This is a genomic window from Synechococcus sp. CCAP 1479/10 (assembly GCF_019038515.1).
In the GTDB taxonomy this organism is placed as follows: Bacteria; Cyanobacteriota; Cyanobacteriia; order PCC-6307; family Cyanobiaceae; genus Cyanobium.
Genome location: NZ_JAFKRJ010000008.1, coordinates 38,925 through 61,709 on the forward strand (window position 1 = coordinate 38,925; position 22,785 = coordinate 61,709).

Consider the following 22,785-nt stretch of genomic DNA (forward strand, 5'->3'; position numbering starts at 1 on the left):
CATACGCTTGGTACGGGTCAGCTAAGGTCAGTTTCGTTTGCCAAGAAAAGCTCGGCTTGCTTGGCGCATTTAGGCTGTCGCGTAGACGAGGACTACGTCGTTTTTGCTGTTGCATTTCACACAATGAGTGGAGTTCAGGACAACCCCTCGGATGTCTATCTTTATGATGAGAGTAATCAGCCTGAGATTCTTGGCTACTGTGTTCTCAAAGCAGGTTTTCGTGCCTTATGATCCTAGTTATTCACTCAAGTGGCCAAGCCAGCTGCGAAGAGATTGATCTGATTACTTAGCCCAGGCGTGAGTTTCTAAGTTGAACTGAATGAGGTGCCGAATTGCTTGATTCAGACAGGTTTGCAGCTAGGTTTGCTGAAACTGACCTGCGGCTGAAGACTCTAACTGATCAGGATCCATGGGCGGCCATCAATGCGGCTCGTGGCCTGCGGGCTGACGATGTTCTCAATCAATCTGCTATCGACATGATCGCAGCCGGAACGCTGATTGATGCTGGGGCAATCGCCCGCGACCGGGATGCGGTTACTGAGGGCGTCAGGCTTCTTGAAGAGCTGGTTGTACTCATGCCTGACCGCGGAGACTTGAAGTATTGCTTAGCGAACGGTCTCTCTTCTCAAGCAGATCTAGTTGACGCCCCTCAACCATTGTGGTTTCTGGTCACTCGTGACAACCGACGTCGTGCTCGGAATCTTTACAGTTTTATTGGCTTAGAACGATCCACTCCCAGCATTTCCGCGCAAGCGCTCACTAACCTTGGAAACTCATTGCTTACCGCTTTTCGTTTCGTAGAGGCCTATGATTCATATTTCGCAGCCCTTGAACTTGATCCCACCAATGGTGTTGCGCTCACTGGCGCTGCAAAGGCACTTCTACATCTCGTTGACAGCGGGGTTGGCGATCAGCAAGCCCTCCTCCCAATTGTTTCGTCATACCTTCAGCGTGCTAAGAAGAATCCAGAACGCATTCGACAGCTAGCTGGAGACAAGGCATTTGAGCAGATTTCTGCAATGCTTGAATTGGATCTCCCTGTCGGAAAGTCACGGGACTTGTCGACCGCTACTGAATATCAACGCTTCGTTGCAGAGAATAGGCTTTCATTGTCACCAGCTATCGAAGGTCTTGATCTGTCACTTTGGCGATGGGACTCATTGCAGATTCACAGTATCATCGAGACCATCGGCTCAACGCCCAGGCCACCCTCCATCTTTGCGATATTCAATACTCTAAAGGCTGACTTCTTGGCAGCACGGTATTTGGCTTACTGCGGACTCAAGGAAGTATTTCCAGAGAGTGGTGGTTATATCGATACACTAGACTTCGCTCGATATGGGATAACGAATGCCACTCTGCTGTTGTCGCAAAGAGCGTGCTTAGATCTCCTTGATAAAGTTGCAGTAGCAGCAAGCGAGTACCTTGGCCTCCCAGGTAATCCACAACGGATTTCATTTGCGAACCGCTGGTTTGAGCAGCAAGGGGGTACAGGTTCGGTTCGCCTACAACCCAAGATACAGGAGGAGATTTCGGCAGGCAACAGTGCCCTGATAGCGATTACTGAAGTCGCTGGTGACATTGAGTCTGGCGGATTCCTGAGAATCAAGAAAGAGCTGCGGAACTCATCAACCCATCGCTTCACTGTACTTCATGATAGAAGCTGTACATCATCACGCGATAGCACGTTCGTAGAGCACTGCGAGTTAGACTCATTTGTAGATCATCTTCTGGGAACCCTTCGCCTCACTCGTGCGATGATCATTTATTTCGTCCAAATGGTCATGAACCACGAGCACATGCTCCATTGTGATCTCTTGTCGGCTGCTCAAGTGTTATTACCTGACCATGACCGGATCAGAGGCAGGAATGCAAAATGAATGCTTTTCCCTGCCTAACGTCAAGATTCAGCGGACGGTGGCAGTTTCCATTTGTTTATCGCAGGCCTCACTTGCCCTCCGCTGATATTGACCCTCGGAAAGCCAGGAACCCACGGCGCAATGTGTAGCAAGTCGTAGGCTTGAGTATGATGGTCAAGCCTAATATCTTTCATGAACTCTTTGCAATTCGACTGAACCATGATTGAAGCAGTATGCTGCCCGCATGATCCATGGACGGATATATGGCGAAGTTTTGTTGCTCCCATGGTTCCACTTATCTTTTCTGGGGCTCTGGCCTGGAATTCAATCGAGCAAAGAAGAATCGCCAGGGAGAATCAAAACAGAGAGGCAACAAAAATTCTGTTGCAAGTCTACGAGTCAGCTTCGAGCCTATTCAGCAAACTTCAAGAGCTGAAAGACAGTCTTAAAGACCTGCAGGCCTTTGTTCGACATAATCTTGTCCACGATGACAGTGCCCTGTCTAAGCGAAATGCGTCTGTTGCGGCCGCAAAACTTGAATATCGGCTGGCTTTTCGTGAGTATAATAACACGAAGCTTCTTGGTTTGGTTGTCTATGGCATACATGATCCAAAGTTGTCGGAGAGTGCCCGGGCACGTGCCAAGAAAGTCCAAGAACTTCTTTGCCGTTATCAAGAAGAAGTGCTGTTATTTCGGGATGAACTGGACCTTGATGCTGAGAAGGTGGAGGGAGAGCCAGTGGTTGGTGATGAGCACAGAAGATCCAGGCAGGATCTGCTAGTCCGAGCAGAAATGGATCTTCTAGATACCTTGTCTCTTGACATGAGATACCATCTCCCCGACCGGGAGTAGGCATATTAGCTGCCTCTTTCCCTTTGGCTTACGGGAGAAAGGAGTTTCATTGGAGGACCTGGTAAATACATAATAATTCAGTACTGAGTGAATAGCCATCCGACATCAAGATTCAATAGGCGAGTCTATGAATAGACGGCGGAATCGCATGGCATCTTCCCGTTGGTGATCTTGAGCGGTTCGACTTTTTGGAGCCCAGTATCTTTTTGGCTTTCTCTTGATCAATATAGCGCAGCTGCGCCTGTACACAATTGACATATGCTCCACAAATACAAGCCGGCGGCTGGTCTTGGTGCTGGTCATGCTCTGGCGCGGAGCTGGACCTTCGATGGCGAACTCCTCGCACTCCACGATCACCAGCCGTAGCTCTGCGCTGTCTTGCTCGGGCAGGCCGATCCGCCCGTCCCAAAGTGGCGGGCGCAGCCAGAGGTTTTCCGCCCCGCCCCCAAGCGCCAGCGCTTCGGCGAAGCGGTCACACCTCCACCACCGGTTTCGGCGACACCGGCGTCACCTGATTCACCTGCCGGCTCAGCGGGTCGATTTCGGAACGCGGCCGCACCACGCGCGAGCCGCCCGAAGCCCCATCCCCGCTGCCGAACAGCGTCACGCTGCGCCAGTACCACCTCGGAAAGGTGCGTCCCTTCGGTGGAATAGGGCTGCAGGCGCGCCAGTGCTACCCGCCCGAAAGTCCAGGAGGCCGCACCAGTGTTGATCTCGATGTCACATAACCAGAGTCCGCGCTCGGGGTCATCGGTCAGGTCATGGGGGACGACCAGGACCGGGCGCGACCCCCGGCACGAAGGCCGACGGCCAGATCGGGACGCTGCCCCATGGGGTCCTCGTCCGGCGATCGACGCCGCCCGCGGCGCTTTCGGCGTCGCGGCTCCGCACCCAGGCCACCGCCTCGGGGCCTTCCAGCGTGATCGCCACCATCAGGGCCGCTGGCCAAGCTCACGGGCCGGCGTGCTGGTGCTCAACCCCTTCTCGCGCACCGGCTCCCACGGCGCCTGAGCCGCGCCGTCCGGGGCGGCCGCGCCATAGGATCCCCCGATGCCCTCCAGCCCCACCGTCGGCTCCGCTGACACCACCACCGGTGGCGTGCCGCCGCTGGAGCAGCTGTTCCCCTTTCCTCTCGATGGCTTCCAGCTCGAGGCGATCGACGCCCTGAACCAGGGCCATTCGGTGGTGGTGAGCGCCCCCACCGGCTCCGGCAAGACCCTGGTGGGCGAGTACGCCATCCACCGGGCCCTGGCCCATGGCCAGAAGGTCTTCTACACCACGCCCCTCAAGGCTCTCTCCAACCAGAAGCTGCGGGATTTCCGCGAGCAGTTCGGTCACGAGCGGGTGGGCCTGCTCACTGGCGACCTGAGCCTGAACCGGGAGGCCCAGGTGGTGGTGATGACCACCGAGATCTTCCGCAACATGCTCTACGCGGAGATCGACCACCTCGACGACGACCCCCTGGCCGATGTGGAGGCCGTGGTGCTCGACGAGTGCCACTACATGAACGACACCCAGCGGGGCACGGTCTGGGAGGAATCGATCATCCACTGCCCGTCGCGGGTGCAGCTGGTGGCGCTCTCGGCCACGGTGGCCAATGCCGGGCAACTGACGGACTGGATCGAGCGGGTGCATGGCCCCACCCGGCTGATCCACAGCGACTTCCGCCCGGTCCCGTTGGCCTTCAGCTTCTGCAGCGCCAAGGGTCTGCACCCCCTGCTCAACGACGAGGGCACCGGCCTGCACCCCAACTGCAAGGTCTGGCGCCCTCCCAAATCCACCCGCCGCAAGGGACCGAAGGAACCGCGGCCGCCCCAGCCGGAGGCGCCGCCGATCGGCTTCGTGGTGGCCCAGATGGCGGAGCGGGAGATGCTGCCGGCCATCTACTTCATCTTCAGTCGCCGCAACTGCGACCGCTCCGTCCGCGACCTGGCCAAGGTGTGCCTGGTCGATCCTCAGGAGCAGGCGCGCATTCGCCAGCGGCTGGACGCCTTCATGGCGGTGACCCCGGAGGCGGTGCGGGAGGGCGGCCATGCCGACGCCCTGCTGCGGGGCATCGCCGCCCACCACGCCGGCGTGCTGCCGGCCTGGAAGGAACTGATCGAGGAGCTGTTCCAGCAGGGGCTGATCAAGGTGGTGTTCGCCACCGAGACCCTGGCCGCGGGCATCAACATGCCGGCCCGCACCACCGTGATCTCGGCCCTCTCCAAGCGGACCGAGCGGGGCCACCGGCCCCTGATGGGCAGCGAATTCCTGCAGATGGCCGGGCGCGCCGGCCGCCGCGGCCTCGACACCCAGGGCTACGTCGTGACGGTCCAGAGCCGTTTCGAAGGGGTGCGGGAGGCCGGGGCGCTTGCTACCAGCCCGGCCGATCCGCTGGTGAGCCAGTTCACCCCCAGCTACGGCATGGTGCTCAACCTGCTGCAGCGCTACGACCTGGCCAAGGCCCGGGAGCTGGTGGAGCGCAGCTTCGGCCGCTACCTGGCGGGGCTGGATCTGGCCGAGGACGAATCCCGCATCGCCGAGCTGATGGCCCAGCTGGCCAGCCTGGAATCCAGCGGCGGCGAGGTGCCCTGGGACGATTTCGAGGACTACGAGAAGGTCCGCGGCCGCCTGCGGGAGGAGCGGCGCCTGCACCGGATCCTGCAGCAGCAGGCCGAGGAGACCCTGGCCCATGAGCTCACCCTGGCGCTGCAGTTCGCCAGCGAGGGCACCCTGGTGAGCGTCAAGGCGCCGGCCCTGCGCAGCCGGGTCACGCCGGCGGTGATCGTGGCCAAGGTGCCGGGATCCGGCCAGTTCCCGCTGCTGCTCTGCCTCACCGACGAGAACGTCTGGATCCTGCTGCCCTGCCACGCGGTGGTGACCCTGCACGCCGAGCTCAGCTGCCTGCAGGTCGACCAGCTGGAGCCGCCGGAGCTGCACCACGCCAACGAGCTGCGCCATGGCGACAACGCCAGCGGCGGCCTGGCCCTGGCGGTGTCCTCGATGGCCCGCCGCCACGACATGCACACCCCCCGGTACGACCTGGCGGGCGAGGTGCAGCAGCAGGGTGAGCTGGTGCAGCGGCTGGAGCAGGAGCTGGAGGCCCACCCCGCCCACCGCTGGGGCGACCGCAAGCACCTCAAGAAGCACCGCCGCCGCATGGAGGAACTCCAGGAGGAGATCGGCGAGCGGCAGCGGCTGCTGCACCACCGCGCCAACCGCCACTGGGACACCTTCCTGTCCCTGATCGACATCCTGCGCTTCTTCGGCGCCCTCGATGGCGAGGAGGGGCTGGAGCCCACCGAGGTGGGCCGCACCGTGGCGGCCCTGCGGGGCGACAACGAGCTCTGGCTGGGGCTGGCCCTGATGAGCGGCCACCTCGATGCCCTCGATCCGGCCGAGCTGGCGGCGGTGCTGGAGGCCATCTCCACCGAGGTGAACCGGCCCGACCTCTGGTGCGGCTACCCGCCGCCACCGGCCTCCGAGGAGGCCCTCCACGACCTGCGCAGCCTGCGGCGCGAGCTGCAGCGCCAGCAGGAGCGGGCCTCGGTGGTGGTGCCGGTGTGGTGGGAGCCGGAACTCACCGGGCTGGTCCACGCCTGGGCCCGGGGCGCCAGCTGGAACGACGTGATCGCCAACACCTCCCTCGATGAAGGCGACGTGGTGCGGATCCTGCGCCGCACCGTCGATCTCCTGGCCCAGATCCCCTACTGCGAGGCGATCAGCGAGCAGCTGCGCCGCAACTCACGGCTGGCCCTCAAGAGCATCAACCGCTTCCCGGTCTGTGAGATCGAGGATCTGCTGGCGGGCGGCAACGGCAAGCTGGATCCGGCGACGGAGAGGCCGCCGGCCGGTTAGGGGGTGACCATCGGGGTCTTTATTGGCAGAATGGCCAATACGGTGCCACTATTGGCTTGCGTCCGGACGCTGCCAATACCCTCTCCATGGCACTTCCGAACCTCTGGAGGCTCTACAACCTCCGCTCCTCGCCCTTTTTCCAGGCCACCCTGCGCCAGGACTCGGAGGCCACACCGCTCAGCCTGTTCGTGGGGCGCCAGAACGAGCGGCAAAGGCTGCTCAATGCAATCGGTGGCTCCCGCAGTTCCCGTCAGGCGGTGGCGGGGAGGCCTGGCATCGGCAAGACCACCTTGGTGCAGGCCGTAAAGGCCGACGCCCTGGCTGCCGGCTACTGGACCTCAGCCGAGATCATCCCGATCACGGCCGATCTGACCGGTGAGGATCTGATCGGCCAACTGCTCGCCGGCGCCTTTGATGCCGTGCTCGCCTCCTGCACGCAGGCGAGCGGCCCCGCCGTGGAGGCTGCGCAGCAGTTGGTGCGCACCATCCGTCTGCGCGGTGGTGGCTTCACGGTTTCGGCCGCCGGCTTTGGGGCGGGCGGCACCAGCACCCAGGCGGTCTCCTCGCCCCCCGGGGCCCTGCTGCTGGATGGACCCAGGGTTCTGCGCGATCTTCTGGCCTTTGCGCTGGAGCAGGGCGCCTCCGGCGTGGTGCTGCACCTCAACAATCTCGAGAACCTCAGTGAGGCCGATGCCACCCGTGCTGCCGATCTGCTGCGCAGCATCCGCGACCAGGCCCTGTTGCTCGATGGCCTTCACTTGATCGTGGTGGGCACCACCGATGCCGTCCGCATCGTGGTGCAGAGCCACACTCAGGTGCGCTCGGTGTTCAGCGATCCGGTGGTGCTCGAACCTCTTGAGCCGCAGGAGGTTCACCAGTTGCTGGAGGCGCGCTACCGATCCCTGCGACTGGAACCGGGCCTGCCGGTGCAGGCGCCCGTGCAGGGTGCGGTGATCGATGCGTTGCATGAGCTGTTCCGAGGCGATCTCCGCGGACTGCTCAAGGCCTTGGAGGACGGCATCTCTGCCCTGCTGGGTCTGACAGGCGACGGGGAGGGTCCCCAGCCGATTGACCTGGCCGACCTCACCCTCGTGCTGAGCCGTCGCTACAAATTGGAGTTGCTGGACCAGCTCGGCACCACCCTCTGGCAACGGTTGGAAGCCTGGGGCGAGCGGGACGTGCAGGCGGTGCTGACCCAGGCCGACCTGGTGAGGCTCTGGGGAATCAAGCAGCCCTCGGTGTCCCAGACGTTGCAGCAACTGGTGCATTCGGGTGCCGCGGACGTGCTGCCACGCCGGGGAGGGGAACCGCTTCAGTACCTGCTGACAGGCGCGACCCGGCTGGCCCTCAGCTGAAGGGCTACGTATTGGCTGATCGGCCAATACCAGCTACGTATTGGCCGTTGGCAAACACCAGCCAATACCCCGCCTGCGGGGTAAAGGGCGGCCGCCCGCGCGTTTCAGATCCCCAGCCGCTCCCAGATCACGTCCAGGTTCGCCCGGTGCAGGTCGGTGGCGAAGCAGGCCTCCAGCTGCTCGGGGCCCAGGTGGCTGGTGACGGTGGGATCGCCCGCCAGATTGGCGCGGAAGTCGCCGCCCTCGGTGTTCCAGGCGGCGTGGGCGTGGCGCTGCACGATCCGATAGGCCTCCTCCCGGCTCAGCCCCGCCTCCACCAGCGCCAGCAGCACCCGCTGGCTGAACACGACGCCGCCGTAGACGTTCATGTTGCGGGCCATGTTCTCGGGGTACACCCCCAGCCCTTCCACCACGGCGGTCATCTCCCGCAGCATGAAGTGCAGGGTGACCGAGCAGTCGGGCAGCATCATCCGCTCCACCGAGCTGTGGCTGATGTCCCGCTCGTGCCAGAGGGCCACGTTCTCCAGGGCGGCCACGGTGTAGCTGCGCAGCACCCGGGCCAGGCCGCTGATGCGTTCGCTGCGGATCGGGTTGCGCTTGTGGGGCATGGCCGAGCTGCCCTTCTGCCCCTTGGCGAAGTTCTCCTCCACCTCCAGCACGTCGGAGCGCTGCAGGTTGCGGATCTCGGTGGAGAAGCGCTCCAGGGAGGTGCCCACCAGGGCCAGGGTCTGGACGTATTCCGCGTGGCGGTCGCGGCCGATCACCTGGGTGCTGGCGGTGTCGGGCTCCAGGCCCAGCAGCCGGCAGGTGATCGCCTCCACCTGCGGATCGGTGTTGGCGTAGGTGCCCATGGCACCGCTGATCTGGCCCACGGCCACCACCGTGGCGAGCCGCTCCAGCCGCTCCCGGTTGCGCTCGGTTTCGGCCAGCCAGCCGGCCACCTTGAAGCCGAAGGTGATCGGCTCGCCGTGGATGGCGTGGGAACGGCCGATCATCACCGTGTCCTTGTGGGCCCGGGCCAGCCGGCGCAGGGCGCCTGAGAGGCCATCGAGCTCGGTGCGCAGCAGGGCCACCGAGGCCTTCAGCTGCAGGGCCAGGCCGGTGTCCAGCACGTCGGAGCTGGTCATGCCCACGTGGATGTAGCGGCCCGCATCACCGACGTGCTCGTTGACGTTGGTCAGGAAGGCGATGACGTCGTGGCGCACCTCCGCCTCGATCTCCAGGATCCGGGGCACCTCGAAGGCCGCCTTCTCGCGGATCGTGGCCAGCGCCTCGGCGGGCACCCGGCCCAGCTCCACGTTGGCGGCGGTGGCGGCGATCTCCACCTCGAGCCAGCTCTGGAACTTCGCTTCCTCGCTCCAGAGGCGGCCCATTTCGGGCAGGGTGTAACGCTCGATCAAGGGCCGGGCGGTGGTGAACGATCCCCCAACCTATCGAGCCGCCCCCACCGGCTCAGGCGGCGGCGGTGAGGCGGCGGTAGGGCAGCTCCAGGTGCACCATCGACCCCCAGGCCTGCTGGCGCACCCAGCAACGGGTGCCGCGGCGGCGGATCAGCTGGAACGGGGGCAGATCCTCGGGATGGTCCCGCAGCCGCACGAAGCTTCCCGGGTGGAGCAGCTCCACCACGTTGGACCCGGGGGCCGCCGTGGATCGAGGGCCAGCCATGGGAGGGAACCGGGAAAAGACTGGAGCCATCCTGCGACTGTTCCGCGCCGAACCGTCTGCCCATCGGTTTTTGTTCGGTTTGGATCGCTGTTCGGTGACAACATGCCGGTGGAGCGGCAGGACCCATGGCCGAAAAGCAGCATGGCCCGTAAGCAGCGGCTCGATCGCCGCCTGGTGGATCTGGGCCTGGTGACCAGCCGCCAGCAGGCCCAGCAGCTGATCCGGGCCGGCCGGGTGCGCGGGGGCGGCGAGGTGCTCGACAAGCCCGGCACCGAGGTGGCCGAGAGCCTGCCCCTGGAGGTGGAGCAGCCGCCCCGGTTCGTCTCCCGGGGGGGCGAGAAGCTGGAGGGGGCCCTGGCGGCCCTGCCGATCCAGGTGGAAGGCCGGGTATGCCTCGACGGCGGCATCTCCACCGGCGGCTTCACTGATTGCCTGCTGCAGCACGGGGCCGTGCGGGTGTACGGGATCGATGTGGGCTACGGCCAGACGGCCTGGAGCCTGCGCACGGATGAACGGGTGGTGCTGCGGGAGCGCACCAACCTGCGCCACCTCACCCCGGAGCTTCTCTACGGGGAAGGCGATCCCTGGCCCGACCTGGCCGTGGCCGATGTGTCGTTCATTTCCCTCACCCGGGTGCTGCCGGCCCTGCGGGCCCTGCTGACGGGGGCGGGTGAGGCGCTGCTGCTGGTCAAGCCCCAGTTCGAGGTGGGCCGCCAGCGGGTGGGCAAGGGGGGCGTGGTGCGGGATCCGGCGGCCCACGCCGATGCCATCGCCACCGTGATCACGGCGGCAAGGGAAGTGGACTGGCACCCGGCAGGGCTGGTGGCTTCACCCCTGACCGGGCCCGCCGGCAACCACGAATACCTGCTGTGGCTGGTGCCGCCCGGAGCGGGTGCCGAGCCTCCCTCGGAGGGCACGGACTGGTCCGGCAGGATCGCAGCCCTGGTGAAGGACACCCTGGCCGGGGCCTGAAGGGGGCCCACGGCCAGGGTCAGGGGGTCAGGGGCGGGGGCTCAGATGGCGCCGCTGTCGAGGTCGCCGGTGCGGATCCGGATCACCGAATCCACGGTGCTGATGAAGATCTTGCCGTCACCGATCTCGCCGGTGCGGGCCGCGTCCTGCACCGCCTGGACCACAGTGGCCACCCGGTCGTCGTCGACGACGATCTCGAGCTTGAGTTTCTGCAGGAATTCCACCGTGAATTCGGATCCGCGATAGCGCTCCACCTGCCCCTTCTGCCGGCCGAATCCGCGCACCTCGCTCACGGTCATGCCGACGATGCCCGCATTGACAAGGGCGATCTTCACGTCCTCGAGCTTGAAGGGGCGGATGATGGCCTCGATTTTCTTCATGGCTGTGCTGCGGTCAGGAAGGCGACGGTTGGAGTCTCTCAGAGTCCCCGCCTGAGGGGGGGACGGCTCCATTACCGCCGAGCCTTGCCGGGGTCGTCGTAACGGTTGCTACGCGAGCTCCGGGGCGCTGACGGGCGGCCGGGGCCCTTGACGTGGGCTCCGCGCCATGGGCCAGCTCCTGTACGGTCAAAAACCGTCTCCCAGTCCTGCTGACCATGGCTTCCGGTGTCGCCGACCAGCCCCAGACCGTGACCCCCCTGTACGGGGAGCGGGCCATCGCCGAGGCCCAGCTGGTCTGCTTCGCCAATCCCCGCGAGGGTCGCGCCTACGAGGTGTCCATCGAACTGCCGGAGTTCACCTGCACCTGCCCCTTCTCCGGCTATCCCGATTTCGCCGTCCTGCGGCTGCTGTATCAGCCCGGCCCCCGGGTGCTGGAACTCAAGGCCCTCAAGCTCTACGTCAACAGCTACCGCAACCGCTCCATCTCCCACGAGGAGGCGGCCAACCGGATCCTCGACGACCTGGTGAGCGCCTGTGATCCCGTCTGGATGCAGCTGGAGGCCGATTTCAACCCCCGGGGCAACGTCCACACCGTGGTGCGGGTCAGCCACGGCGAGCGCCGGCCCTGCTGAGTCAGGGCTGGGGTTCCAGCCGCTGCAGCAGCGCCGGCAGCTCGGCGGCGAAGGCGGTGAGGTTGCGGTTGCAGAGGCCCGCCACGTGCAGCCGGCCACCGGGTCCATCGGCAATGGCCCAGAGCTGACGGGTGGCCACCAGGCTCAGGGCACCGCCCGCCAGGGCGATGGCGAAGCCGGTGTACACCAGGGGAACGCCGGGGTCCCGTTTGAACAGGATGCCGCTGGCGGGCAGCACGCTCGCCACCCGGATCGGCAGCCCCTTCACCTCCTGGGCTTCGCCGCCGGGCACCAGCTGGGCCAGGGCCACGCCATCGGGGCCGAACACCTGCACCGGCCCCTGTTCGCTGGTGAGGCTCAGCAGCACCGGCTCGGTGCCATCGGGGCGGGTGGGCAGCACCAGCCCCCAGAGCTGGTCGCCCAGCTGGGGGAAGGTCTGCAGCGGCAGCTCCAGCACCGGACTGCGGCCCAGCTGCAGGCTGATCGTCGCCAGGGACCAGTCGGCCTGATAAAGCGTCATGCCCCGGTAGCGCAGGGGGTGGTTGACGCTGATGGCGGCTTCGGTGGTGGTGGCCGTATCGCCGGGGGTGATCAGCCGCAGGTTGGAGGAGAACTGCTCCGGGCGGCCGGCGGGATCCCGCTGGATGCGGAAGTCGTCGAGGGCCAGGGTCACCTGGGTGCTGCCGCGGCTGTCGAGCAGCTCCAGCTCCCGACCCGGGGCCAGGAAGCGCTCCAGCCGCTGGCCCCCCAGGGCGCCCCAGGCCGCCCCCACCATCAGCACCACCATGCCGGCATGGACCAGCAGGGGACCCACCCGGCCGAGCACCCCCCGGCGGGCCGCCAGGCGGTCGTCCTGGCGATGGATCTGCCAGCCCGAACCGCGCAGTTCGGCCTCCAGCCGCCCGAGGCCGGCGACGGGCTCGGCGGTGACGAGGGTTTCGGCCACGCTCAGCTTGCTGAGCTGGCGGGGGCTGCGGTAGTCGATCCAGCGCAGGGAGGACTGCAGGGCGGGCCACTGGCGGCGCCAGCTGCACAGGATCAGCGACAGGCCCAGCCAGGCGAGCAGGGCCAGGAACCAGCCACTGGAATAGACGTGATCCAGCTGCAGGCGCAGCACCCCGTCGCCGTCGAGCAGGCCCAGCCAGGGGTGGGGGTCGTAGAGCTGTTGGTAGAAGGCGGCCTCCTCCTTCTGGGGAATGGCCGTCCCGATGCCGCTGGCGATGGCGATGACCAACAGCAGGCCGATCGCCAGGCGCAGGTCTGAGATCCAGGCGGCCAGGCGCTGCAGGGGGCGCCAGGGTGAGGCTGCCGTGCCGCTCATGGCAGCACCGACAGCAGGGTGAGGCCGCCGCTGGCGAGCAGCACCACGCCGCTGATCGGCGGCACCCACTGGCCCAGGCGGCGCAGCTGCAGCAGCCCGGGCAGGGAGGCGGCCACCGTGCCGGCCAGCAGCAGGGGCATCACCTGGCCGGCACCGAAGCTGGTGAGCAACAGCATGCCCACCAGGGGCTGGCCTGTCTGGGCCATCCAGGCCAGCAGCACGGCCAGCACCGGGGTGGTGCAGGGGGTGGCGGCCAGGCCGAAGGCCAGGCCGGCCGCCAGCGGGGCCAGCGGCGCCGGCACGCGCCTTCGCCAGCGTTCGGGGTCGGGGCCGGCCGGCAACGGCACCCGGAGCACACCCAGCAGGTTGAGGCCCATGACCACGGCCACGACGGCCACCAGCAGCGGCAGCTGGCCGGGGATGCGGCCATAGAGGCGGCCCATCAGGCCGCTGGCCAGGCCAAGCAGCACCAGGGCCGCCACGATGCCGGCCGCGAAGCTGGCGCTGCGCTGCCAGGGGGCACGCCCCTGGTCTTCAGCGCCGAAGCCGGCCAGGTAGGCCAGGGTGACGGGCAGCAGCGACAGGGAGCAGGGACCGAGGCTGGTGAGCAGGCCGCCGCTGAACACCACCGCCAGGGTCAGGGGGCCGGGGTGGGCCAGGGAACCCTGGAGCAGCAGTTCGCTGCTGCGGGCCCAGTCGGCGAAGGGCAGCCCGGGGCTGAGCATGGCCGATCGAGGTTGGCAGCAGGGCTCAGCCTATCGGGGCAGGCCGTGGGGCCCGACGCCGGGGCCGGACCGGCTCGAGTCCGGAGGACTCCAGGGAGCAGCGCAGCAGCAGGCCCGCCAGGAACAGGCTGCTGAGCAGGGAGTTGCCCCCGTAGCTGATCATCGGCAGGGGCAGGCCGGTGGTGGGCATCGAGCCGCTGGCCACGGCGATGTTGAGGATCGACTGGCCCACCAGCAGGGTGGTGCAGCCGATGGCCACCAGGCGGTGCTGGTTGCTGCGGCAGGCCATGGCCACCCGCAGGCCCACGAAGCCGAAGATCATCAGGAACAGCAGCAGCATCACCGAGCCGACGTAGCCGAACTCCTCGGCGAAGACCGCGAAGATGAAATCGGTGGTCTGGATCGGCAGGTACTGGAGCTTCTGGGTGGAGAGCCCGAAGCCCGAGCCAAGCACGCCCCCCGAACCGATGGCCAGCAGGCTCTGCACCAGCTGGTAGCCGTCCCCCTGGGCGACGCGCCAGGGGTTCAGGAAGGAGCTGACCCGGGCGAACTGGTAGGGGTTGATCATGATGCTGATGGTCCCCGCCACGAGGCCGCCGCCGGCGGCCCCCAGCAGCAGCGTCAGGGGCAGGCCGCCGGACAGGGCCATCAGCCACAGCAGCAGGCCCAGCAGGGCGGCGGTGCTGAGGTTGGGCTGCTTGAGGATCAGCAGGATCACCACCCCGAAGATGCCGAGCCAGAGGAGCTTCTGGTCGAGGGCGATGCGGCGCCAGTGGGAGAAGATCACGGCCCCCTGCAGCACGATGAAGGGCTTGATCAGCTCCGAGGGCTGCAACTGCACCGGGCCGAGCACCAGCCAGCGGCTGGCCCCGTTGACGGTGGTGCCCACCACCAGGGTGGCGGCCACCATCAGGGCCCCCACCAGCAGGGCGGGCGCCGCCAGGTGCAGCCAGCGGCGCATGGAGGTGCGCATGGCCAGCCACAGCAGACCCCAGCTGGCCACCAGCCAGATGGCCTGGCGCTTGACGTAATAGGCCCCGTCCCCCATCTCCCGCTCGGCCACCCACCAGCTGGCGGAGGTGAGCACCAGCAGGCCCACCAGGCTCCAGAGGGCCACCAGGCCGAGCAGCAGGCGGGCTTCCGCGGGCCACTGCTGCCAGGGCAGCGGCAGGAAGCCGGCGCCGGGACGGCCGTGGAGCAGGCGGGGTGCAGGGGTGGACAAGGCCGCGGGAGGGTTCCGGGAATGGCCCATTCAGCCGTGACCGAGGTGGGTTTGTCGAGCCGCGGTGAACAATTCGCCGCCTGCGCTGCTGGCTTCGCTCGAGGCCAACAAAAAAGCCCGGCCATGGGCCGGGCGATTGGGTGGGAGCGCCGTGGGCGTTCTCAGTTGCCGCAGTTCTGCTGACGACGGCCGGTGGCCAGTTCCACCTTCAGGATCCTGCCGCCCTGCTTCATGATCCGCTGCTGTTCGGCGAACCAGCTGTGATAGGGCACCCACTTGGTGAAGTAGGTGTTCTGCAGCTCCCTCTGACTGCGCACCTTCTCGGGGCAGGGGATGCAGGCCGTGATCTTGAACAGGCGCATGGGGTGATCCTCGGAAAACGTGCCGTGGGTAGGTCGTTGCTGGGGATCAGTTGCCCAGGCCGGAGCTGATGTAGTCGAAGTAGACGCCCATCTCACGACCGGCATCGGGGCCGACGAGGGAGGCGGTGGCTTCCTTCATGGCCTGGATCGACTGCACCGTGGCGCCGATGGGCACACCCAGGGAGTTGTAGGTCTCCTTGAGGCCGTTCAGCACACGCTCGTCGAGGATCGACGTGTCACCGGCCAGCATGGCGTAGGTGGCATAGCGCAGGTAGTAGTCGAGGTCGCGGATGCAGGCCGCGTAACGACGGGTGGTGTACATGTTGCCGCCCGGACGGGTGATGTCCGAGTACAGCAGGGCCTTGGCGACGGCTTCTTTGATGATGGCCGAAGCGTTGGCGCTGATGGTGGCGGCGGCACGCACCCGCAGCTCACCGCTGGCGAAGTACTGCTCGAGGCGGCCCATGGAGCCTCCGTCGAGATAGAGCCCCTGGACGTCGGCCTGGTTGATGACGTTGGTGATGGCGTCTTGCATGGATCCTGGGTTTGATGGCGATGGACGGGAGGGAGGTGAAACCTCAGGAGAGGGCGCCGACCACGTAGTCGAAGTAGAAGCCGGCCTCTTCGGCATCGGAGCCGGTGAGGAGGCCCGTGGCTGCGGTCTTCATCTCGCGCACGGCTTCCGCCATGGCTTCGAGGGGGGTGCCGAGGGCGCGATACATCTCGCGGGCCCCGATGACGCCGATCTCTTCGATCGGGGTCACATCCCCGGCGACCACGCCGTAGGTGACCAGGCGGAGGTAGTAGTCCATGTCGCGCAGGCAGGAAGCCGTCATCTCTTCCCCGTAGGCGTTGCCGCCGGGGGAAACGAGATCGGGGCGCTTCTGGAAAAGCTGGCCTCCGGCCTGCTTCACGATGCGCTCCCGGCTTTCAGCCAGGACCTGGGCGACGCGCAGACGACGCTGACCTCCTGCCACGAACGACTTGATCTGGTCAAGTTCGCCAGGGCTGAGGTAGCGGGCTTCGGCGTCCGCGTTGATGATCGAGTTGGAGACGATGCTCATGCAGTTCTGCCTCGAAACAAGCGGTCACCGTGAAGGAGACCGGTATCCGGTGGGTAAGGGTGATCGGCTTGGCCGACCGTCGCATCATTCTGTGGCAAGGGCCGTCGCTCCCATGGCAGCCGGTAACAGTTCTTCACGGCGGATCGCCCCGCGAGATCCCTTGGCTTGCAACGGCTTTGGCCGGAGTTGTTATCACCGTTCAAGCGCAGCAATTGTTCATCTTTTGAGCTTGCCGTCCACGACGTCGCAAGTGCATCGACAGCCCAATCTCTCCGTCTCGTTGTAGAGACGGAGCAAAAGAAACCCCCCGGGACTGACCCGGGGGATCATCGGATGAGCCGCAGGGACTCCTTCAGGGGCGACCTGGGATGGCTCGGGGGCGGATCAGATCGCGCCCCGCAGCGAGGGGGTGAGCCCGGCGTTGCCGCCGTAGAGGGCGGCGGTGCGGTTCACGGTCGTCAGGGGCACACCGTCCTCGGTGCCGAGGCCGCGCAGGTACGGGACTGTGTCCTGGCCGAAGGCGGTGGCGTACTCCCGGGCGCTGAGCAGTTCGGCGACAGCGGCCTGCTGGCCGGCGGTGGCGCGGGTGGCGAGGAACCGGCTGACCTCACCCGGCATGGCGGCGCGTCCGAGCAGGGCCAGGTAGGCGGCGGAGGCGGCCCGCAGGGGGGCCATCCGCTGGAGCCGCTGCTGGAACAGCTCGCTGCCGGCGATCTGGGCCACGAACTCGGCCACCGAGAGCTGGCCGTCACGCAGCTGGGACTCGGGATCCATCTGGCGCTCGGCCGCGAAGGGCACGCGGTTGAGGAGCTGGCGGTAGACCGCCTGCACCACTTCCTGCACCTGGGTCTCGCTGGGATCGCGGAGCAGCTGCACGGGCCTGGAGAGGCTCTGACGGCGACCGAATCCCTGGGGAGCGCCCGGTCGCAGGGCCTTGGCCATGGCGCTGTCGGGGGCGGTGGCGACACCGCTCAGCAGGTTGGTGCCCACCAGAGCCTTCCAGCCACTGGCAAGGCCGATGCTGGCGGGGGCCGCGTAGCCATTGACGCTGCCGGCGGTGGAGACGCCGCTGCGCCAGACGGGGGCGGCGCCGCCCCCGGGCTGCCAGGGGGACTGGCTCCAGCTGCGGGTGGGGGCAGGGGGCTCCCGGAGGGTTCCGGGACCGCTGGGTACGCCCATGGAGGTCGACGCACTCTGGCCGCCGGCCACCTCCGCCTTCCACTGGCCGCGCACCTTGGGCCTGGCCGTCAGGTTGCGGGGGACCAGATCGCCGACGGTGCGGATCTCCTGGGACACCGGCACGGTCGGCCGTTGCAGGGGGGTGATGTCGGCAACCGTCTCGAGGGTGCGCACCAGGCCCGGGACGCGGCGGGCGTTGCGATCGGCAGGGGTGATGAAGCGCTCGTAGGGGACGGTGTCCTCGCCGAAGCAGTCGTTGTATTCGCGGCCTTCGATCATGGCGTCGACGACGCCGTAGAAGCCCTTGCGGGCGGCGGTGTCGAAGTATGCGTTGATCTCCCAGCGACCGAAGGTGGGACGGCCGAGGATGCGGCGGTGCATCACCTCGATGGCTTTGGTGATGTAGAGGCCGCTCCAGTAACGACGGCGGAAGGCGTTGGAGCGGGCCACCTGGCGGACGAACTCCCGCAGGCTGATGTCGCCGTTCTCGAGCTTGATCTCCTCGACCTTGTTGCGCTCGCCGGCGTAGCCGGCGGTGCCGAGAACCTGCACGTAGACCGCATTGATGACGGCCTGGGTGCTGGATTCGGTGCCGCGGATGCTGGGCTGGCCGCCCCGGCGGGGGGTGGAGCTGCCGCCGGTGGCGATCTGGCTCAGGCGCACCACCTTCGGCCCCACCCGGCGCGGGGTGGCCTTGCGGAACTGGGCGCTGTCCATGGGCCCGGGCTGGGCCATGCCGTTGCCGATCAGGATCCGGCGGGTGTCGTAGCTGAAGGGGGCCGGGCGGGTGGCCACCGACGCCGTGCTGGACGGGAAGATCGCCCCGTAGGTGAGGGCCAGGGGATCGTTGCCGCCGCCGTAGGGGTGCTGGTCGGCGAGGGGCTGGCGGTAGGAGGCGTAGAGGGTGATGTACTGGGGCGCCCCCTCGAACGGCGCACTGAAGCGGAAGAGGTTGCGGTTGGATCCCCAGCCGGCGCTCTCCTGGGCCTCCTCGCCGATGTCGCGGAGGTAGGGCACCGTTTCCTCACCGAAGACCCGGGCGTACTCCATGCTGTTGACCAGCGCATCGACGAGGCCGCCCAGGCCCTTGGCGCTGACGATGGCGAAGTACTGGCGGAACTCCTCGATCGAGCTCACGCCGCGGCCCAGGAAGTGGCGGAAGGCGAGCTCCACCACCCGGCTGTTGGAGAAGCGGCCGTAGAACTGGCGCCGGTAGACCTTGCTGCGGCCGAGGGCGCGGATGAACTCCCGCATCGAGAGCTGGCCCTGGCGCACCTGGGTGGCCTCCACCGGGCAGACCACCTGGGAGTAGCCCTTGACGATGTCCCGCTCGAACACCTGGCGGTAGGCGGCCCGGATGATCTCGGCCTTCTCGGCTCCGGAGAGGCCCGGCTTCATCACGAAGCGCTGGGAACCTTCGGCGGCAAGGGCATAGATCGCCGGCAGCTGCAGGCCCTGGTTGACGGGGCTGCCCAGGCGCGCTCGGGTGGAGGGGGTGGGGATCTCGAGCTCCTTGAGGAGCACGTTGAAGCAGTCGATCACCAGCTGGCGGGAGTCCGGCTCCCCTTTGAACAGTCCGGCGGCGGCGGCACGCATCTCCTGCAGGGCCACGTTGGTGGCCGCCAGGGAGCAGGCCTTCTCGAGCACGTCGCGGAGTCCGCGGGTGTTCACCGCCAGGATGCTGGGATCACCGGCGATCACGGCATAGCCCACATAGCGGAGGAACCAGGCCAGGTCCCGCAGCGACTTGCGCATGCGGGCGTTGCCGTAGATCGCCACCGAGATGGGGTTGAAGCCGCTGGGCAGCACGACCCGCACGTCGGCGTCGGCCTGGACACCCTCAAGGATGCGGCCGAGCAGACCACTGCCCCCCGATCCCTGGGCGAAGGTGCGCACCGAGCGCTGGAATGCGGCCTGGTCGGCGGCGAGGGCGACCCCGTCAGCGGCGCCCACGCTCGGCGTGCTGAGGGGGGCGTCGAGATAGGAGAGGGGCGTGCCGCCGGTGAAGATCCGGTTGGCGGCCTTGGCCACGATCGCGTCGGCGTTGGCGGAGATCCGTCGGGCGGCTTCGACGCGGATCTGGCCGCTGCGGAAGAAGGTGGTCAGGGCGTCCAGTTCGCCGCCGTCGGGGAAACGGTCCTGCTGCTCCGCCTTCCGGACGCTGGAGAGCGGCAGGGTGTCGTAGCGCTGGGGGGCGACCCTGGTGCTGCCGCTGCTGGCGGTCACGGTCATGAACGAGAGCGAGCCGGGCTGGGTCACGTTACGGCTGGCCCCCTGGCCCTCCGGGGCGGGATGAACAAATGTTTGCAGCCTTCCGATGCGCTCACGCTGAACGGCGGCCGGCGCCGTGGAATGCTGCCGGAACCCGCACCAAGGCATTGATGGATCACCCCCCGGAGGCCCCGCTGGATGCCGCCACGCCGGTGGTCAGCGCCTTCTACGACCGCTTCCCCTACCCGGGGGACCCCCTCCAGGACGGCCCGCCCCCTGGATACAACTGGCGCTGGTGCGTGGACAGCGTGGTGGCGGCCGTGGACGGGGCCCTGCCGCCGGCGCCGCGGCCCTGGCGGATCCTCGACGCCGGCTGCGGCACCGGGGTGAGCACCGACTACCTCTGCCATCTCAATCCCGGCGCCAGCGTGCTGGCGGTGGACATCAGCGCCGGTGCCCTGGCGGTGGCCCGCGAGCGCACCGCCCGCTCCGGGGCCGCAGCCCGGGTGGCGGAGCTGCGCATCGAGCAGCGCAGCCTGCTCGACCTGGCGGGGGAAGGCCCCTTCGACTACATCAACTCGGTGGGAGTGCTGCATCACCTCGACCGGCCCGAGGAGGGCCTGCGGGCCCTGGTGCCCCTGCTGCGGCCGGGGGGGCTGCTGCACCTCTTTCTCTATGCCGACGGCGGCCGCTGGGAGATCCACCGCACCCAGCGGGCCCTGGCCCTGATGGGGGTGGGCACCGGACCGGCGGGTCTGCGGCTGGGCCGGGAGCTGTTCGCCACCCTGCCCGAGACCAACCGCCTGCGGCGGCACCACGAGCAGCGCTGGGCGCTCGACACCGCCGCCGATGCCAATTTCGCGGATATGTACCTCCATCCCCAGGAGACCAGCTACGACCTGGAGCGCCTGTTCCGCTTCGTCGACCAGCCCGGCATCCGCTTCGCCGGCTTCTCCAATCCCGAGGTCTGGGATCCGGCCCGGCTGCTGCAGGGGGAACTGCTGGAGCGGGCCCGGGCGCTGTCGCCACGGCAGCAGTGGGCCCTGGTGGAGAGCCTCGATCCCGACATCAGCCACTTCGAGTTCTTCCTGCGGCGCCAGGACGGCGACGGGGCTCCGGACACCTCAAGCAGCACGGCCCCGCAGGAGTGGAGCGACGCGGCCCTGCTGGCAGCCGGGGGCGAGTGCAACCGCTGCCTGTGGGGCTGGCCCTCCACGGCACTGCTGGGTCCCGACCTGCGTCCCCTGACCATCTCGGAGGAGGAGCTGGCCCTGATGGAGGCCCTGGAGGCGGCCCCAGCCGGCACACCGATCGGGGCGCTTCCCCTGGCCCAGGGCCCCGCCGAGCGGCTGGCGGCGACGCGGCGGCTCCTGGAGGAGCGGGTACTTCTGTTGCTTAGAGCCTGAACGGGCCGAGTGATAAAGTCCGCACGCCAAGACGGAGCCTCGTCGGTTGCAGGCTGCCCTGACCCCCTCCCCGGATGCCGTCCCCCCCGCGGAGACGTCGACCGAAGAGGTCGCAGTCCATCCGACCATCGAGCCTCCCCCCCAGCCTGAACTCGCCGCCGCTCCGGCGACGGTGAACAACGGCATGGACGGTTACCTGCGGCTGCAGCGCCGGATGCTTCTTTCCACGGTCTGTGTCACCGCCCTGGCGGTGCCCCTCACGGCCCTGTGGTTCGACCTTCCCACCGCTTTCAGTCTGCTGGTGGGATCCCTGGCGGGGCTCCTGTACCTCCGCCTCCTGGCCCGCAGCGTGACCCGCTTCGGCGTCGAAACCAAGGGGGTGGGCAAGGCCCAGCTGCTGGTGCCGGTGGTGCTGGTGGTCGCGGCCGCCAGGCTCCCCGTCCTCGAGATCCTGCCCGCCGTGCTGGGATTTCTCCTCTACAAGCCCGCTCTGATCGTTCAGGCCGTCCTCGACACCTGAATCCCTGTTTCAGCCGCTCCGGCGGCCCAGACGTTCCGCCAGGCCCTACCCCCGATGGCTCCGTTGCCCCTAGCCCTTCCCTTCGCCGCCCTCGAGGTCGGCCAGCACCTCTACTGGCAGCTCGGCAATTACAAGATCCACGGCCAGGTCTTCCTGAGTTCCTGGGTCGTGATCGGCGCCCTGCTCGCCGTGGTCGTGGTCGGCACGCGCCGCCTGGAGCGCGATCCCAGGGGTGTGCAGAACCTGCTGGAGTTCCTCTGGGATTACCTGCGCGACATCGCCCGCGAATACATCGGTGAGAAGGCCTACCGCGACTGGCTTCCCTTCATCGGCACCCTGTTCCTGTTCATCTTCGTGAGCAACTGGGGCGGGGCCCTGATCCCCTGGAAGCTGGTCCACCTGCCCAGCGGTGAACTGGGCGCCCCCACCGCCGACATCAACACCACCATCGCCCTGGCGCTGCTGGTGTCGCTGGCCTACTTCTATGCGGGCCTGAGCCGCAAGGGTTTCCGGTACTTCGAGTACTACGTGGAACCCACGCCGATCATGCTCCCCTTCAAGATCGTTGAGGACTTCACCAAGCCGCTCTCGCTCTCCTTCCGTCTGTTCGGCAACATCCTTGCCGACGAACTGGTGGTGGCGGTCCTGGCGTTCCTGGTGCCCCTGGTGGTGCCCCTGCCGGTGATGTTCCTCGGCCTGTTCACCAGCGCCATCCAGGCCCTGATCTTCGCCACCCTGGCGGCCTACTACATCGGTGAGGCCGTCCACGAGGAGCACCACTAGGTCTGCCCCTCGCCGGCCCGTCCCCCCGGTCTGGCAAACTCTCTGCGCGCAGGTCCGGCTCGATCCGGGCCCGCCTTCCCAGGTGTCCCCGGCGCAGGGTTCTCGACAAGGTTCCTTCCGCGCTTCCCCGGCGCCCCACATTTCTAACCCCACCATGGATTCCCTTACTTCCGCTGCGTCCGTCGTGGCTGCTGGTCTTGCCGTCGGTCTCGGCTCCATCGGTCCTGGCATCGGCCAGGGCACCGCTTCCGGCGGCGCCGTCGAAGGCATCGCCCGTCAGCCCGAAGCTGAAGGCAAGATCCGCGGCACCCTGCTGCTCTCCCTGGCCTTCATGGAATCGCTGACCATCTACGGCCTGGTGGTCGCCCTGGTGCTGCTGTTCGCCAACCCCTTCTCCTGATCGGAGGCCATCGCGGGGATGACAGGGCCGCCCGTTC

The 22,785-nt window shown here is 66.9% G+C and carries 21 protein-coding genes; 10 read left to right on the forward strand and 11 right to left on the reverse strand.

Going from position 1 to position 22,785, the window contains the following annotated elements; all coding sequences use genetic code 11:
- Positions 1 to 332 precede the first annotated feature (332 nt).
- Together KUG39_RS03995 and KUG39_RS04000 are read left to right on the forward strand one after the other, a co-directional pair.
- A complete protein-coding gene (locus tag KUG39_RS03995; protein ID WP_216913141.1) occupies positions 333 to 1,880 on the forward strand; it encodes an LA2681 family HEPN domain-containing protein in 1,548 nt (515 codons plus the stop codon).
- 198 nt (positions 1,881 to 2,078) lie between these two features.
- Positions 2,079 to 2,711 carry a hypothetical protein gene (locus tag KUG39_RS04000; RefSeq protein ID WP_216918228.1) on the forward strand — a complete coding sequence of 211 codons (633 nt, stop codon included), beginning with the start codon at positions 2,079 to 2,081 and terminating at the stop codon, positions 2,709 to 2,711.
- A gap of 472 nt (positions 2,712 to 3,183) precedes the next feature.
- On the opposite strand, the gene KUG39_RS17245 is transcribed toward KUG39_RS04000, so the two are convergent.
- Positions 3,184 to 3,318 carry a hypothetical protein gene (locus KUG39_RS17245; RefSeq protein ID WP_286192930.1) on the reverse strand — a complete coding sequence of 45 codons (135 nt, stop codon included), beginning with the start codon at positions 3,316 to 3,318 and terminating at the stop codon, positions 3,184 to 3,186.
- A gap of 443 nt (positions 3,319 to 3,761) precedes the next feature.
- Here KUG39_RS17245 and KUG39_RS04005 point away from each other — a divergent pair, with 443 nt between their 5' ends.
- Positions 3,762 to 6,551, forward strand: a complete 2,790-nt coding sequence (locus KUG39_RS04005) for a DEAD/DEAH box helicase (RefSeq protein WP_286192931.1) — start codon at positions 3,762 to 3,764, stop codon at positions 6,549 to 6,551.
- Between the two features lie 86 nt (positions 6,552 to 6,637).
- Positions 6,638 to 7,906: an ATP-binding protein gene (locus KUG39_RS04010; RefSeq protein ID WP_216913145.1), complete on the forward strand. Its 1,269-nt coding sequence runs from the start codon at positions 6,638 to 6,640 to the stop codon at positions 7,904 to 7,906.
- A 104-nt stretch (positions 7,907 to 8,010) separates the two neighbouring features.
- Here KUG39_RS04010 and purB read toward each other — a convergent pair whose 3' ends face one another.
- Both purB and KUG39_RS04020 read right to left on the reverse strand, forming a co-directional pair.
- A complete protein-coding gene (purB, locus tag KUG39_RS04015; protein ID WP_216913154.1) occupies positions 8,011 to 9,306 on the reverse strand; it encodes an adenylosuccinate lyase in 1,296 nt (431 codons plus the stop codon).
- A 52-nt stretch (positions 9,307 to 9,358) separates the two neighbouring features.
- Positions 9,359 to 9,571 (reverse strand): hypothetical protein, encoded by a 213-nt coding sequence (locus KUG39_RS04020; RefSeq protein WP_190610747.1) that lies wholly within the window; start codon positions 9,569 to 9,571, stop codon positions 9,359 to 9,361.
- Positions 9,572 to 9,712: 141 nt separating this feature from the next.
- Between KUG39_RS04020 and KUG39_RS04025 the strand changes: the two genes are divergently transcribed.
- Complete coding sequence (locus tag KUG39_RS04025; RefSeq protein WP_216913156.1) at positions 9,713 to 10,543, forward strand: TlyA family RNA methyltransferase; 831 nt, start codon at positions 9,713 to 9,715, stop codon at positions 10,541 to 10,543.
- A gap of 41 nt (positions 10,544 to 10,584) precedes the next feature.
- Here KUG39_RS04025 and KUG39_RS04030 read toward each other — a convergent pair whose 3' ends face one another.
- Positions 10,585 to 10,923, reverse strand: a complete 339-nt coding sequence (locus KUG39_RS04030; protein ID WP_015110582.1) for a P-II family nitrogen regulator — start codon at positions 10,921 to 10,923, stop codon at positions 10,585 to 10,587.
- 215 nt (positions 10,924 to 11,138) lie between these two features.
- Here KUG39_RS04030 and queF point away from each other — a divergent pair, with 215 nt between their 5' ends.
- Positions 11,139 to 11,555 (forward strand): preQ(1) synthase, encoded by a 417-nt coding sequence (queF, locus tag KUG39_RS04035; RefSeq protein ID WP_216913157.1) that lies wholly within the window; start codon positions 11,139 to 11,141, stop codon positions 11,553 to 11,555.
- 1 nt (position 11,556) lies between these two features.
- On the opposite strand, the gene KUG39_RS04040 is transcribed toward queF, so the two are convergent.
- From KUG39_RS04040 to KUG39_RS04070, 7 genes are all read right to left on the reverse strand, one after another.
- On the reverse strand, positions 11,557 to 12,876 hold the full coding sequence (locus tag KUG39_RS04040; protein WP_216913159.1) for a cytochrome c biogenesis ResB family protein: 1,320 nt from the start codon (positions 12,874 to 12,876) through the stop codon (positions 11,557 to 11,559).
- Positions 12,873 to 13,601, reverse strand: coding sequence for a cytochrome c biogenesis CcdA family protein (locus tag KUG39_RS04045; RefSeq protein WP_216913162.1), 729 nt, complete (start codon positions 13,599 to 13,601; stop codon positions 12,873 to 12,875). Before KUG39_RS04045 ends, KUG39_RS04040 begins: the two co-directional genes overlap by 4 nt.
- A 25-nt stretch (positions 13,602 to 13,626) precedes the next feature.
- Positions 13,627 to 14,853, reverse strand: coding sequence for an FtsW/RodA/SpoVE family cell cycle protein (locus KUG39_RS04050; protein ID WP_216913164.1), 1,227 nt, complete (start codon positions 14,851 to 14,853; stop codon positions 13,627 to 13,629).
- A 131-nt stretch (positions 14,854 to 14,984) separates the two neighbouring features.
- Positions 14,985 to 15,185, reverse strand: coding sequence for a rod-capping linker protein CpcD domain-containing protein (locus tag KUG39_RS04055; RefSeq protein ID WP_015110587.1), 201 nt, complete (start codon positions 15,183 to 15,185; stop codon positions 14,985 to 14,987).
- Positions 15,186 to 15,231: 46 nt separating this feature from the next.
- Entirely contained in the window at positions 15,232 to 15,720 is a 489-nt protein-coding gene (gene apcB, locus KUG39_RS04060) for an allophycocyanin subunit beta (protein ID WP_094585562.1), read from the reverse strand.
- A gap of 43 nt (positions 15,721 to 15,763) precedes the next feature.
- A complete protein-coding gene (gene apcA, locus KUG39_RS04065; protein WP_015110589.1) occupies positions 15,764 to 16,249 on the reverse strand; it encodes an allophycocyanin subunit alpha in 486 nt (161 codons plus the stop codon).
- A 384-nt stretch (positions 16,250 to 16,633) separates the two neighbouring features.
- The gene (locus KUG39_RS04070) at positions 16,634 to 19,660 is read right to left on the reverse strand and encodes a phycobilisome rod-core linker polypeptide (protein WP_216913166.1); all 3,027 of its coding nucleotides are present in this window, start codon (positions 19,658 to 19,660) and stop codon (positions 16,634 to 16,636) included.
- Between the two features lie 149 nt (positions 19,661 to 19,809).
- Between KUG39_RS04070 and KUG39_RS04075 the strand changes: the two genes are divergently transcribed.
- The 4 genes from KUG39_RS04075 to atpE all read left to right on the forward strand — a co-directional run bounded on the left by KUG39_RS04075 (position 19,810) and on the right by atpE (position 22,748).
- Entirely contained in the window at positions 19,810 to 21,045 is a 1,236-nt protein-coding gene (locus tag KUG39_RS04075) for a class I SAM-dependent methyltransferase (protein WP_216913168.1), read from the forward strand.
- Between the two features lie 46 nt (positions 21,046 to 21,091).
- Entirely contained in the window at positions 21,092 to 21,565 is a 474-nt protein-coding gene (locus tag KUG39_RS04080) for an ATP synthase subunit I (protein WP_216913170.1), read from the forward strand.
- 54 nt (positions 21,566 to 21,619) lie between these two features.
- Positions 21,620 to 22,348, forward strand: a complete 729-nt coding sequence (atpB, locus tag KUG39_RS04085; protein WP_094585565.1) for a F0F1 ATP synthase subunit A — start codon at positions 21,620 to 21,622, stop codon at positions 22,346 to 22,348.
- A 154-nt stretch (positions 22,349 to 22,502) separates the two neighbouring features.
- Complete coding sequence (atpE, locus tag KUG39_RS04090) at positions 22,503 to 22,748, forward strand: ATP synthase F0 subunit C (protein ID WP_015110594.1); 246 nt, start codon at positions 22,503 to 22,505, stop codon at positions 22,746 to 22,748.
- Positions 22,749 to 22,785: the final 37 nt, after the last annotated feature.